Raw genomic sequence first — 12,929 nt, forward strand, 5'->3', positions numbered from 1 at the left:
GTAACAGATAAGGCTTATACGCGCGAGGCAAGGCCCCGCTCCGCAGCTTTTCTGTCGCGGTGTTTAGCCGCGCTGACCGCTCCCGGACGCAACGGACCTATTCGTCCGGAAAGCTCTTGTGATCCTGCCGGTGCTGGGCCGGCAGATAGGGACCGGCGGGCAGGCCCTGACCCAGCGCATGGGTCGCCGTCAGATTGGCCTGCTGGGTCAGCGGCATATAGTTGGGCTTGGCCTTCTCCAGCGCCGAAACGACGGCCTGGACCAGCAGATCGGCCAGCGGATTGCCCGAGTTTGACGCCTGCGGACTGTAGGTCATGGACTGATGATCCGACCACAGCACCTGACCGCTGCGACAGCTTTTCAGCGTGTATTCGAACGCCACATTGGTCGAGGTGGAGATGACGGCGTATTGCGACTCCCACTTCTGGATTTCGACGAACAGCACCGCGTCGCAGCCGAACAGGGGACCGAAGCGCGCGGCGTCGGCCTGATGCACCAGACCGGCGTCCGACAGGCCTTCGTCCTCCAGCACCCCCTTCACCATATAGGCGGGGAAGACATAGTAGCCGCGCTCGGCCACCGGCCGGGAAATGGTCGAGACGAAATAGTCCGCCGCATCCACGTTGACCGTCGAGTTCAGCGCTGGAACCACCATGACGCTGCGCGGATTTTCGGCGCGAAGGGCGGCGTAGCTCTTGGGCGCAGGCCCCGTGGCGCAGGCGGTCAGCAGGGCGGCGCAGGCCAGGGCGGCGACGGCGAGCGATTGGCGGATAATCATTGCGCCTCTCCTCCGGCGACGGCGGCCTGACCGCCGAGGCCGACGATCACCCGATCCATGAAGACGGCGGATTCGGGGAAGCGCGCGCGCTCTTCCTGAAACAGCGTCAGGGCCTGCGCCGTCTCGCCCGCCTGCAGATGCAGATAGCCCAGCTCGGCCAGCAGCCCGGGAGCCACGGCGTCGCGCTTGCGCCCCGCCTCGATGGCGCGCTCCAGCGCGATGCGATAGGCCTCGCGGTTCTCGGGGTTCGGGGCATAGGCGTAGAGCGCGGGCTCATAGGCGCCCCACTCGAACCGCGCGGCGGGCGCGCAGGCGGCGAGGCCGGTCAGGGTCATCAGGGCGGCCATCATCAGACGTTTCACGGCAGCACCACCACAGCCTGCGTCCCGGCGGCGACGATCACCGTCTGGGCGTGAAGGATCCGACCGCCCTGACTGACGACGATCTCATGACGGCCCGGCGTCAGGGCCGCGCCCCCGCCAAGGGCGCTGACCGATCCCAGATCGCGCCCGTCCACGATCAGGCGGGCGTCGGCCGGGGCGTTACGCAGCGTCAGCGTGCCCGCGGATGCGCCCTGCACCGCCTCGCGCGCAGGATAGTTTTGGACGCACCCTCCGGCCGCCAGCGCGGCGCACAGGACGGTCAGCACGACCGCGCTCGTCTTCATGGTCTGATCTCCGTGACCCGCAGGCCGGTTGGATCGGCAGGCAGTTCGCCCTCGATCAGGCGGGCGGTCGCGCCCTCGGTCTCAGGGCTGTCGCCGAAGAAGCCGGTGATCTCGATCTGCGCCACCCGGCTGCCCGGCAGAGTGATCGGCAGGCCCGACTGGCCGCTGACCACCGTCTCGCCCGGCGTTTCGACGTGGAAGCGGTCGCCGGCGCGCAGACCCTGGCTGGGACCGCCGCTGACATAGACGGTCGGGCCGGACACCCGAAGGATGTCGGTGAACCAGGCCCGCTGCTGCAACTGGTTGACAATATTGGTCATGGCGTCCGCGATGGCCGCCGATATGGCCCGATCGTTCAGGGTCGAGTCATAGCCGGCGCGGCTGCCGAAGCCCGCCACCTCGCCCGTCTCCGTCGTCGCCTCCCCGGCGCCCGAGGCGGTGAAGAAGACGCGGCCCGTGCGCACGTCGACCAGACGGATCTCGACCGTGGCGTTGACCGCCTGGCGCCGCTGGGAGTTGAGGAAGCCCTGCTTGCCCTCGTTGCGACGGCCCAGTTGGGTGATCGAGCCCAGCAGCAGGGCGTCGACCCCGCTCAACGCCTGGCCGTCCGCCTCGGACAGCACCCGCTCGGCGTTCAGCGCGGTCAGATCGGATCGCTCGAAGACGAAGAAATGGTCGGAGGCGACCAAAGCGTTGACCAGCATGTCGCCCGCCTGGCTCGCCACCGGATCAGCCTGCCCCGGCGACAGCAGCAGGCGGCCATAGGGGGTGCTGTTGCTGAAGCGCCCGACCGCCACCCGGCGCTTCAGCCCCGCCCGCGCTGAACCCGGCGGCACCGTCTCGACCTCAACCGCGCCGGGCGCGGCGAACGCTGAGGCCGGGCAGGCCGACGCACACACGGCCAGAGCCGCCAAAGCTGCGAAAACCCGCTGGAAAATCATCTGAAACCGCCCCCGGCCGATCAGCGTTATTCATGACACGCCTTGTGCGCTCAGCGCAATCCCTTCGCCAAACCCGCGCCAATTCAACAGAAACATCCGGCGCCGACGCCTTGTCGCCGGTCGCTGCGTCAGGCAATCCAGATGCTGAACCAAGGGAATGACCAGATGACCGACACGCTTGAGCTTTCGCACTGGATCGGCGGCGAGAAGGTCGCCGGAACGCGCACGGGCGAGAGCCTGAACCCATCGGACACCCGCGATGTAGTCGCCCGCACGCCCCAGGGCGGCGCCGCCGAGGTCGATCAGGCGGTCGCCGCCGCCCGCGCCGCCTTCGGCCCCTGGGCCGACGCCTCGCCTGAAGTCCGTTCGGATGTGCTGGATCGCGCCGGGACCCTGCTGATGGAGCGGCGCGAAGCGGTCGGCCGCCTGCTGTCGCGCGAAGAGGGCAAGACCCTGGCCGAGGGCATCGGCGAGACGGCCCGCGCCGCCCGCATCCTGAAGTTCTTCGCGGGCGAGGCCCTGCGCCTGCACGGCCAGAACCTGGCCTCGACCCGCCCCGGCGTGGAAATCCAGACCTATCGCCAGCCGGTCGGCGTGTTCGGCCTGATCACGCCGTGGAACTTCCCCATCGCCATCCCGGCCTGGAAGATCGCCCCCGCCATCGCCTTCGGCAACACCGTGGTCATCAAGCCCGCCGGCCCGACCCCGGCCACGGCCGAGGCCCTGATCGCCATCCTGCATGAGGCGGGCCTGCCCAAGGGCGTGGTCAACATGGTCATCGGCGACGGCGACGTCGGCCGCGCCATCGTCGCCCACCCGGACGTGGACGGCATCAGCTTCACCGGCTCGCAGAAGGTCGGCGCCGGGGTGGCCGAAGGGGCGATGAAGCGTCAGGCCCGCGTCCAACTGGAAATGGGCGGCAAGAACCCGCTGATCGTGATGGACGACGCCGATCTGGACCGCGCCGTGAACATCGCCCTGGACGGCAGCTTCTTCGCCACCGGCCAGCGCTGCACCGCCTCCAGCCGCCTGATCGTTCAGGACGGCATCCACGACCGCTTCGTCGCCGCCCTGGCTGAGAAGGTCGCCGCCTTACGCGTCGGCGACGCCCTGGACCCGTCCACCCAGATGGGCCCTGCCGTGACCGAGGCCCAGCGTGATGTGTCCTATGACTACATCGACATCGCCGCGTCCGGCGGCGGCCGCGTCGTGGCGGGCGGTCAGCGCCTCAGCCTCGACAAGCCGGGCTGGTACGTCCAGCCGACCCTGATCGTCGACACCCTGGCCGACGCCCGCATCAACAACGAAGAAGTGTTCGGCCCCGTCGCCTCGACTATCCGCGTGGCCGATTTCGAGGAAGCGCTCGCCATCGCCAACGGCGTCGAGTTCGGCCTGTCGGCGGGCATCGTCACCCAGTCGCTGAAGCACGCGCGCGAGTTCCAGCGCCGGGCGCGGGCGGGCATGACCATGGTCAACCTGGCCACCGCCGGGGTCGACTATCACGTCCCGTTCGGCGGCACGAAGAAGTCCAGCTACGGCCCCCGCGAACAGGGCTTCGCCGCCGCCGACTTCTACACCCAGATCAAGACCAGCTACTCGGCCTCTTAAGAGTAAAGCCCTCCCCCTTTGCGGGGGAGGGTTCGCCGGCGACTAGCCTTTGAACCCGTCCTTGGCCGCACGGCGCTGGGCGAAGTCTTCGGCGTCGCGGGCGCGCAGGAAGGGGTTGAAGCGGCGCTCGAGCCCGACCGTCGTCGGCACGGTGGCCTCGCCCCGTTCGCGCGCGACGAAGATGGCCTCGGCATGGGCCTGCAAGGCCGCGTCGGCGCCCGGCAGCGCCAGGGCGAAGCGGGCGTTCGACGCCGTATATTCATGGGCGCAGTACAGGGTCGTCGTCTCGGGCCAGGCGGCGATGCGGTTCAGGCTCTCCCACATCTGCTCAGGCGTCCCCTCGAACAGCCGCCCGCAGCCCAGGGCGAAGATGACGTCGCCGACGAAGGCCAGGCCGTCGTCCGCCGCATGATAGACCATATGGCCCAGCGTATGGCCGGGCGACAGCACCACGTCGAAGGCCGTTTCGCCCAGCCGCACCGCCTCGCCGTCGACCAGCACGTGATCCAGCGGCGCCGCGCGGCGCACCTCCTCCGGCCCGGCGATCTCGCAGCCCGTCTCGGCCTGCAGCCGTTCGTTGCCGCCGGTGTGGTCGGGGTGCCAGTGGGTGTTCAGGATCAGGTCCAGCCGCCCCCAGCCCGACGCCTCCAGATCGTCCAGGATCGCCTCGGCGTCTGGCGTGTCGATGGCCGCAACCAGCCCGGTCGCCTCATCGCGGATCAGAAAGCCGTAGTTGTCGGACAGGCAGGGAAACTGGCGGACGGTCAGGGTCATGAGGAGGTCTCCGATCAGGCGGCATCCTAGCAGGCCTATATATAGTTTTCCGCTCATCCGCCGGGATGAGCGGTTTTCAGCAGGAAGGCCGACATCCGCCGCGAAATCCGCCATACTGCTCCCATGCGCCGCAGCATCGACGAGCTCCGCACCTTCTACGGCGAACCGACCGGGGCGCTGGCGCGGCGCATGCTGGCGCGGCGTCTGGACGACGCCTGGGGCGAGGCGAACGGCTGCGACGTGCTGGGGCTGGGCTACGCCACCCCCTGGCTGGACGCCTTCATCGGCGCGCGCCGCGTCATCGCCGCCATGCCGGGCGCACAGGGCGCGGAGCAGTGGACGGCGGGCGGGCGCAACCGCACCGTCCTGATCGACGAGCGCCGCCTGCCTTTCGCCGCCGGGACCTTCGACCGCATCCTGCTGGTCCACGCCTTGGAAGAGGCGGACGACCCCAAGGCCTTGCTGACCGAGGCGGTGCGGGCCCTGGCGCCGTCGGGCCGCGTCATCCTGGCGGCGGCGGCGCGCGGGGGACTGTGGGCCCGCGCCGAGGCCACCCCCTTCGGCCACGGCCGCCCCTTCACCCGCGGCCAGTTGGAGCGGCTGGTGCGCGAAGTCGGCCTGGAGCCGGTCGCCTGGTCCCAGGCGCTGTACGTCCCCCCGTGGCGGCCTCTGCTGGGTCTGGCCGACGGGCTGGAGCAGGTGGGCCCGAAATTGTTTCCCGGCGCGGCGGGCCTGATCATGCTGGAAGCCACGCGCCAGGCCTACGCCCGCGTCCGCCCGCGCGGCCTGGCCCAGACGGTGCTGGCCGGACGGCCCGCCCTGACCCCCTCGCCCGCCGCCCGTGACCACGCGCCTGCGTCGCACCCTATGGGCGCCGCGCGCAAACAGCCTTAAAGCCAGCCTCATGCAAAGACTGATCCTGATGCGTCACGCCAAGGCCGAAGCCTCGGCGCCCGGCGGCGACGTGGACCGCGCCCTGAGCGAGCGCGGCCTGCGCGACGCCGCCGCCATCGGCCGCGCCCTGGCCGCGCGGGGACTGAAGCCGGACATGGCTTTGGTGTCCGGCGCCCGGCGCACGCGCCAGACCTGGGATCAGGTCAGCGACCATTTCGGCGACGTCGAGCTGCGCGTGTCCGACACCCTCTACAACGCCTCGGCCGACACCCTGCGCCGCGCCGTCGAGGCGGCCGAGGACGAGGCGGGCTGCCTGCTGCTGATCGCCCATAACCCCGGCGTGCACCAACTGGCGGTCGAATATCTGATCGAGAGCGCCGCCTCCCCGTCGGTGCTGGACAAGATGAGCGGCGGCTTCCCCACCGGGGCGGCGGCTGTCTTCACCGTCGATGTCGCCGGGCGCCCCTCCTATGAGGGCTGGCTGACCCCGGAGACGCTCTAGGCCATGACCGACCTGCCCGACATCGCCTTCAAGATTTTGAGCCGCGCCGACTGGCGCGCGGCCCTGGCCGAGGGCCGCTACGACGGTTCGGCCGTGGACCTGGCCGACGGGTACATCCACCTGTCGGCCGCCGATCAGCTGGAGGCCACGGCGGCCAAGCATTACGCGGGACAGAGCGACTTGATGCTGGTCGAGGTCGACCTGACGGCCCTGGGCGACGCCTTGATCTGGGAGCCGTCGCGCGGCGGCGCCCTGTTCCCCCACATCTACGGCCCCCTGCCCGTCGCGGCGACGCGCGGCGCGCGCGGCCTGTCGGTGAGCGCCGACGGCCGCATGGTCATTGAAGAGACCGCCCGAGCCTGAACATGAGCATGAGCCTGACCGACCTGGGCGCCGTCCTGCTGCGCCAACTCGACCCCGAAACGGCCCACCGCCTGGCCATCCGCGCCCTGCAGCTGACGCCCCTGCCCGCGCCCGGCGCCGACGATCCGATCCTGAAGACCACGATCGCCGGGCTGCAGATGTCCAACCCCGTCGGTCTGGCGGCGGGCCTCGACAAGAACGGCGAGGCGCTGGAAGGCCTGTCGCGGCTGGGCTTCGGCGCCGTGGAGTGCGGCTCGGTCACGCCGCGCGCGCAAGCGGGCAACCCCAAACCGCGCCTGTTCCGCCTGGCCGAAGACCGGGCGATCATCAACCGCATGGGCTTCAACAACGAGGGGCTGGAGCCCTTCGCCGCACGTCTGGCCCGGCGCCCGACCCGCACCGCCATCGGCGCCAACCTGGGCGCCAACAAGGATACCGAAGACAAGGCCGCCGACTATGTCGCAGGCCTGAAGCGGCTGGCGGGACTGGCCGACTATTTCACGATCAACATCTCCTCGCCCAATACGCCCGGGCTGCGCGCGCTGCAGGGCCGCGAGGCGCTGGACGACCTGCTGGGCCGCATCAACGAGGCGCGCCCCGGCGACGGCGCCCCGGTCTTCCTGAAGATCGCGCCCGACCTGATCGGCGAAGAGATCGGCATGATCGTCGAGGCTTCCCTCGCCCACCGGATCGACGCCCTGATCGTGTCCAACACCACGCTGGAGCGGCCCGCCTCCCTGCGCTCCGCCTTCGCGGGCGAGAGCGGCGGCCTGTCCGGCGCCCCGCTGAAGCCCTTCGCCCTGAAGGCCCTTGAGGCGGCGGCCGAAGCGGCGGACGGGCGCCTGCCCCTGATCGCCGTGGGCGGGATCGCCAGCGGCGAGGACGCCTTCGCCCGCATCCGGGCCGGCGCCTCGGCGGTCCAGGTCTATTCGGCCCTGATCTATGAAGGTCCGGGCCTGATCGGCCGCATCAAGCGCGACCTGGCCGCCCGCCTGCGCGCCGAAGGCTTTTCCAGCATGGCCGAGGCGACCGCCGCCCGGCGTTGACGGAGCATTAGCAACCCTCGGTCGATGATGAACCAATGGGCCCAGCGCCCGTTTGGAACGTCGTATGTCCGACACTATCGCCGACGCCCATATCGGGTGGGCGCCCGCCATTCGCCAACGTCGCAAGGCGACAATGCAGCGCCTTGTCACGGGCGGCGCCACGGCGCTTGTCTTCAGCCCCATTCTGGGACTGGGGCCCGCTATGGGGTGGCTGGCTGTCTATGTCCTGATCCAGGGGGTTGAGGCCTGGCTGGCCCAGCCCGTGCTGCAAGACCGCCAGGAGACGCCAAAGGGCTGGCGCGGACTGGCGATGGACGCCGTGCTGGCGCTGAACGCCGGCTGGCTGGGTTTCCTGTCTGTGCCCCTTTGGCTGATCGGCGGTCCGATGGGCGGTTTCGCCGCTTCCGTCCTGCTTTCGGCAGGCTCGATCAACTCCGTGATCATGTCGGCCGGCAATATGCGGGTGTTCAGCTTCACCGTGCTGCCCCAGCTGGGCTTCATGGCCCTGACGCCCATGTTCATGGCCTTGTGGGGGGCCGAGCGGTCTCTGATCATCGCCGTGGCGATCGGCATCTTCTGTTACGCCCTGTTCTGCTTCAACACGCGCGCGCGCCTGCGCAGCGCCACGCTGGCCGAGCGCCACGCCCTGGCCGAAGCCGAGCGGGAACGCCGCCAGGTCGAGACCGCCATGACCGAGCGCAGCGCCTTCCTGGCCGCCGTCGGCCATGACCTGCGCACGCCCATCAGCGCCATCCTGACGGGCGCAGACTATCTGCGCGCCGCCGCCCCGTCCGCCGCCGCGCGCCAGCAGGTCGCCCTGATCGAGCACGCCGGCCTCATGATGAAGGCCCTGCTGGACGATCTGCTTGATCACGCACGGCTGAACGCAGGCCGGATGCACGTCGAGAGCAATGAGTTCGACCTGCGCCTGTTGCTGGCCCAGACCGCACGGCTGTGGCAGGGCCAGGCCCGCGCCCAGGGTCTGCGGTTGCGGCTGGAAGGCGCGCGCGAGACGCCCCGCTGGGTGCGCGGCGACGCCATGCGCCTGCGCCAGGTGCTGAACAATCTGATCTCCAACGCCATGAAGTTCACCGAGGCCGGGACGGTGACGCTGAAGGCCCGTTGCTGGGTGGACGATCAGGGCGCCTGCGCCCTGCTGATCGACATCGCCGATACCGGGCGCGGCATGAGCCCCGCGCAGCTGCAGAGGCTGTTCAACCCGTTCGACCAGACCCAGGACGGCGTCGCCGCCCGCTTCGGCGGTTCTGGCCTGGGGCTGGCGATCAGCCGCGACCTGATCGAACTGATGGGCGGGCGCCTGACGGTGCGCAGCGAACCCGGCTGCGGCTCCCAGTTCACCGTGGCCCTGAGCCTGCCTCAGGGACGCCGCGATGCGGCCGCCGACGACATCCGCGACGAGCCGATCACCCCGCTGGCCGTGTCCGGCCGCCTCGACCCGCTCGCCCCCCCGCCGGACAGCGCTCCGGCGGCCCAGCCTTCGCAGCACCCGCCTTCGCCGTCCCTGCCTTCGCCGCCGGCCTTCGAGAAGGTCGCGCTCGATGACGACGCGGCGGACGCCCGGCCTCTGCGCGTCCTGGTCGTCGACGACCACGCCATCAACCGGCGCGCCATCCAGCTGATCCTGCAGGCCTTCGACTGCGAGATCGTCATGGCGGAAAACGGCCTGGCCGCGCTTCAGGCCTGCGAGGACCAGCTCTTCGACGTCGTTTTCATGGATGTGCGGATGCCCGAACTGGACGGCCGCGAAACGACCCGACGGCTGCGCAGCGGCGGCGGCCCGAACGCCCGCGTTCCCGTCATCGCCGTGACCGCCGACACCGAGCCGGAAGACATGAGCGCCTGCCTGGCCGCCGGCATGAACGCCTTCGTGTCCAAGCCCCTGACCCCGGCCGCCCTGCTGGAGGCCCTGTCCCGCACGCTGGACGCCGCAGCCCAAGACGAAGCGGACGCGGCCGCCGCCTAGGCGGTTTGCGGGCGCAGGGCCGCGATCAGGCGCTCTTCCCAGCCCGGCTGTCTGAGGTCGCATTCCCACAGCGTTAGGACGCGCCAGCCCGCCGCCGCCAGTTCGTCGGCCACGCGGGCGTCCCGGGCGCGGTTGCGGTCGATCTTGGCGATCCAGTAATCGGCGTTGCCCTTGGGCTGGCGGGCGCCGCGCGGGCAGTCGTGGCCGTGCCAGAAACAACCGTGGACGAACACGACCGTCTTGCGCCCCTTCATCACCAGATCCGGCCGCCCCGGCAGGCCGCAGCCGCCGAGGCGATAGCCGATGCCCGCCGCACGCAGGGCGCGCCGGACCTTGATCTCTGGGCCGGTGTCGCGACCCTTCACGCGCCGCATGACGGCGCTGCGTTGTTCGGGCGTGAAGACGTCGCCCGCCACGGCCTCAGCCCCGCGCGCTGCAGGCCGGCCAGCGGCGGGCGACGCCGGGGATCACAGCTGGGCCAGAAGGTGCTCGGCCGAGGACACCTTGAACTCGCCGCCCTGCTCGATGTTCAACTGGTCGATGACGCCGTCCTTGACCAGCATGGAGTAACGCTGCGAGCGCTCGCCCATGCCGAAGCCCTTGGCGTCCAGCGCCAGGCCCACGGCGCGGGTGAAGTCGCCGTTGCCGTCGGCCAGCATGACGATGTCGTCGGTCCCGTTCAGGTCGTTGGCCTGGGCCCAGGCGCCCATGACGAAGGCGTCGTTGACCGAGACGCAGGCCACGGTGTCCACGCCCTTGGCCTTCAGGTCGGCGCGGTGGTCGACATAGCCCGGCAGGTGGCGCGCCGAGCAGGTCGGGGTGAAGGCGCCCGGCACGGCGAACAGGGCGACGGTCTTACCGCCGAACAGCTCGGCCGTCGTGACCGGCTTGGGGCCCTCGGCGGTCATGGTGGTCAGGGTCGCCTCGGGAATGCGGTCGCCGATCGAAAGGGTCATGTCGGGATCTCCGGATGTCGGCCCGGCCGATCCGGAGCGCGATGGAGTTCAGATAGAGATCCCCGGCCCGAACGCCAAGCGCCCCGGCGCCCGCCGTCTTGCGCCCGAAGGCCGGCGCCCCGATGATAGGGGGATGAAGACCTCCTCCTCCCCGGCGGCCTCCTCCCTGACCGGACGTCTGCTGGTCGCCATGCCCGGCATCGACGACGACCGCTTCCGCCACGCCGTCATCCTGATCTGCGCCCACGACGATGATCACGCCCTGGGCGTGCGCCTGGACCAGCCCGCGCCCGGCGTGTCCCTGGCCGAGGTGCTGGAGACGCTGGATACGCCCAGCGATGACCGCCTGCGCGACCGGCGAGTGCTGATCGGCGGCCCGGTCGAGCGCGAGCGCGGCTTCGTTCTGCACACCGACGACTGGATCAGCGACGAGACCAGCCTCAGCTTCGGCGAGGGGCTGGCCCTGACCGGCACCCGCGACGCCCTCACCGCCATGGCCGACGCCGAAGGCCCGCGCCGGTCGATCCTGCTGCTGGGCTACGCCGGCTGGGGCGAGGGTCAGCTGGAGGAAGAGCTGAACGAAAACGTCTGGCTGACCGCAGAAGCCGACGACGCCCTGATCTTCGACACCGACTACGACACCAAGTGGAGCCGCGCCCTGGCGGGCCTCGGCGTCGACGCCGCCCGCCTGTCCAGCCAGAGCGGCCGGGCCTGAACGCTCCCTCTCCCGCCGGGAGAGGGGATCGCTAAGCCGAGCGCCCCTTGATCGGCGCGGAACCGTCGGCGAGGGACTCGTTCAAATAGACCTCGGCCTCCTGCGCGGGCAGGGCGGGCGCATAGCCGAATCCCTGACCATAGTGGCAGCCGTCGGCCAGCAGCAGCCGGGCCAGGCCGGCGTTCTCGACCCCCTCGGCCACGACTTCCAGCGCCAGGTCGCGGCCCAGGTTGACGACCGATTTGACGATCTTGGCCGAGCCCTCGTCCTTGTCCATCGTCAGCACGAAGTAGCGGTCGATCTTCAGCGTGTCGAACGGCAGCTTGGCCAGGTAGGACAGCGACGAGAAGCCGGTGCCGAAGTCGTCCAGCGCCAGGCTGGCCCCGGCTTCGCGCAGGGCCTTCAGCACCTCGGCGGCGCGGGCGGTGTCGCGCATGATGTCGCCTTCGGTGACCTCCAGCTTCAGGGCGCCGCGCGGCAGGCCCGTCTCCTTGATGATGCGGGCGACGTCCTCAACCAGATAAGGGCGTTCGATCTCGCCGACCGACAGGTTGACGCTGCAGAACAGCCGCCCCGCATTGGGGTGGCGGGTCAGCCACTCGTCCAGCTGACGCGCCGCCTGGGTCATCATCAGCAGGCCCAGTTCGTTCATCAGGCCCATTTCATCGGCCAGGGTCAGGAACTCGTCCGGCGGGACCAGACCGCGCCGGGGGTGGCGCCAGCGCGCCAGCGCCTCGAACCCGGCGACGGCGCCGGTGTTCAGGTTCACGATCGGCTGGAAGAAGGGCTCGATCTCGCCGCGCACGAAGGCGTTGCGCAGGTCCGCCTCCAGCGCCAGACGCGACAGGCTGTCGCTTTCCAGCGCCCGACCATAGGCGGCGGCCCCGCCGCGCCCGGCGGTCTTGGCCTGCTCCACCGCCAGTTCGGCCCGGCGCAGGAGTTCGGCCGGGTCCGGGGCGTCCGGGCCGCCCTCGGCCGTCACCGCCCCGATGGACAGGGTGGGATAGATGTCGAAACCGGCCATGCGCAGCGGCTGTTCCAGCGCCTCGCGCATCCGGGCCCCGCCGCTGGTCCCGCCGCGCTTCACCAGGATGGCGAACTCGTCCTCGCCGATCCGGGCGGGGGCGCAGCTTTCGGAAAAGGCCGCCGACAGTCGCGACCCCAAGGCCGACAGCACCAGGTCCGCCCGCTCGTGCCCCAGGGCCTCGTTCAGGCGGCGCAGGCGGTCCAGATCGCCCACGACCAGTTCATACTCGCCCGGCTGCGCCAGGGTTTCGGCGACGCGGACGCGAAAGGTCCGCCGGTCCAGCAGCCCGGTCAGCGTGTCGCGATCCGCCCCGGCGAACTTGGTCTCCAGGGCGACGATGCCCGCCGCCCGCAGGCCGTCTTCCAGCCAGACCCCGCGCCATAGACAGGTCTCGCACCCGCGCATCCGCAGACGCACGGCGATCTCGGTCCCCTCGGCTTGCGGCTTCAGCAGCCGATCGGCCAGGGCGCGGTCCTGCGGCATGGTCAGGGCGGTGAAGGCCGCGCCCGAGCATTGCGGCGCCAGCGGCCCCAGCCCCAGCGGCCGGGTGGCGCCGGTGAAGCGGATCTGATCCTCGGCGGGGGTCCAAATCCAAAGCGCGGCGTCCGCCGCAGCCAAGGCTTCGATGGCCGTGGTGGGGTCCCACGTCAACGCTCTGGATCTTGCACTCAAAG

At 70.5% G+C, this 12,929-nt stretch carries 15 protein-coding genes; 7 read left to right on the top strand and 8 right to left on the bottom strand.

What is annotated here, in order from left to right:
• Window positions 1-97: 97 nt before the first annotated feature.
• The 4 genes from PIB44_RS13050 to PIB44_RS13065 are packed head-to-tail and all read right to left on the bottom strand — an operon-like array spanning window position 98 to window position 2,386.
• On the bottom strand, window positions 98-778 hold the full coding sequence (locus tag PIB44_RS13050) for a GNA1162 family protein (RefSeq protein ID WP_278069698.1): 681 nt from the start codon (window positions 776-778) through the stop codon (window positions 98-100).
• Entirely contained in the window at window positions 775-1,140 is a 366-nt protein-coding gene (locus PIB44_RS13055) for a DUF4810 domain-containing protein (protein WP_278069699.1), read from the bottom strand. Before PIB44_RS13055 ends, PIB44_RS13050 begins: the two co-directional genes overlap by 4 nt.
• On the bottom strand, window positions 1,137-1,445 hold the full coding sequence (locus tag PIB44_RS13060; RefSeq protein WP_278069700.1) for a peptidase associated/transthyretin-like domain-containing protein: 309 nt from the start codon (window positions 1,443-1,445) through the stop codon (window positions 1,137-1,139). The genes PIB44_RS13055 and PIB44_RS13060 overlap by 4 nt, the downstream gene beginning before the upstream one ends.
• A complete protein-coding gene (locus PIB44_RS13065; RefSeq protein WP_278069701.1) occupies window positions 1,442-2,386 on the bottom strand; it encodes a CsgG/HfaB family protein in 945 nt (314 codons plus the stop codon). Before PIB44_RS13065 ends, PIB44_RS13060 begins: the two co-directional genes overlap by 4 nt.
• A 165-nt stretch (window positions 2,387-2,551) precedes the next feature.
• Here PIB44_RS13065 and PIB44_RS13070 point away from each other — a divergent pair, with 165 nt between their 5' ends.
• The gene (locus PIB44_RS13070; protein WP_278069702.1) at window positions 2,552-3,994 is read left to right on the top strand and encodes an aldehyde dehydrogenase family protein; all 1,443 of its coding nucleotides are present in this window, start codon (window positions 2,552-2,554) and stop codon (window positions 3,992-3,994) included.
• A gap of 42 nt (window positions 3,995-4,036) precedes the next feature.
• Here PIB44_RS13070 and gloB read toward each other — a convergent pair whose 3' ends face one another.
• Window positions 4,037-4,768 (bottom strand): hydroxyacylglutathione hydrolase, encoded by a 732-nt coding sequence (gene gloB / locus PIB44_RS13075; protein ID WP_278069703.1) that lies wholly within the window; start codon window positions 4,766-4,768, stop codon window positions 4,037-4,039.
• Window positions 4,769-4,891: 123 nt separating this feature from the next.
• Between gloB and PIB44_RS13080 the strand changes: the two genes are divergently transcribed.
• From PIB44_RS13080 to PIB44_RS13100, 5 genes are all read left to right on the top strand, one after another.
• Entirely contained in the window at window positions 4,892-5,662 is a 771-nt protein-coding gene (locus PIB44_RS13080) for a class I SAM-dependent methyltransferase (protein ID WP_025977905.1), read from the top strand.
• 10 nt (window positions 5,663-5,672) lie between these two features.
• On the top strand, window positions 5,673-6,164 hold the full coding sequence (locus PIB44_RS13085; RefSeq protein ID WP_278069704.1) for a SixA phosphatase family protein: 492 nt from the start codon (window positions 5,673-5,675) through the stop codon (window positions 6,162-6,164).
• A gap of 3 nt (window positions 6,165-6,167) precedes the next feature.
• Window positions 6,168-6,527 carry a DUF952 domain-containing protein gene (locus PIB44_RS13090; RefSeq protein WP_278069705.1) on the top strand — a complete coding sequence of 120 codons (360 nt, stop codon included), beginning with the start codon at window positions 6,168-6,170 and terminating at the stop codon, window positions 6,525-6,527.
• 8 nt (window positions 6,528-6,535) lie between these two features.
• Window positions 6,536-7,573: a quinone-dependent dihydroorotate dehydrogenase gene (locus PIB44_RS13095; RefSeq protein ID WP_278069706.1), complete on the top strand. Its 1,038-nt coding sequence runs from the start codon at window positions 6,536-6,538 to the stop codon at window positions 7,571-7,573.
• Window positions 7,574-7,637: 64 nt separating this feature from the next.
• Window positions 7,638-9,557 carry an ATP-binding protein gene (locus PIB44_RS13100; protein WP_278069707.1) on the top strand — a complete coding sequence of 640 codons (1,920 nt, stop codon included), beginning with the start codon at window positions 7,638-7,640 and terminating at the stop codon, window positions 9,555-9,557.
• On the opposite strand, the gene PIB44_RS13105 is transcribed toward PIB44_RS13100, so the two are convergent.
• Window positions 9,554-9,931 (bottom strand): very short patch repair endonuclease, encoded by a 378-nt coding sequence (locus PIB44_RS13105; protein ID WP_376787748.1) that lies wholly within the window; start codon window positions 9,929-9,931, stop codon window positions 9,554-9,556. The two genes, PIB44_RS13100 and PIB44_RS13105, sit on opposite strands and share 4 nt — an antisense overlap.
• Window positions 9,932-10,024: 93 nt before the next feature.
• Window positions 10,025-10,513, bottom strand: coding sequence for a peroxiredoxin (locus PIB44_RS13110; RefSeq protein WP_025977911.1), 489 nt, complete (start codon window positions 10,511-10,513; stop codon window positions 10,025-10,027).
• A 133-nt stretch (window positions 10,514-10,646) separates the two neighbouring features.
• Between PIB44_RS13110 and PIB44_RS13115 the strand changes: the two genes are divergently transcribed.
• Window positions 10,647-11,228: a YqgE/AlgH family protein gene (locus PIB44_RS13115; RefSeq protein WP_278069709.1), complete on the top strand. Its 582-nt coding sequence runs from the start codon at window positions 10,647-10,649 to the stop codon at window positions 11,226-11,228.
• Window positions 11,229-11,259: 31 nt separating this feature from the next.
• On the opposite strand, the gene PIB44_RS13120 is transcribed toward PIB44_RS13115, so the two are convergent.
• Window positions 11,260-12,927, bottom strand: a complete 1,668-nt coding sequence (locus PIB44_RS13120; protein ID WP_253120707.1) for a putative bifunctional diguanylate cyclase/phosphodiesterase — start codon at window positions 12,925-12,927, stop codon at window positions 11,260-11,262.
• Between the last annotated feature and the right edge of the window lie 2 nt (window positions 12,928-12,929).

The organism is Brevundimonas sanguinis, assembly GCF_029636725.1.
Taxonomy (GTDB): Bacteria; Pseudomonadota; Alphaproteobacteria; order Caulobacterales; family Caulobacteraceae; genus Brevundimonas; species Brevundimonas sanguinis.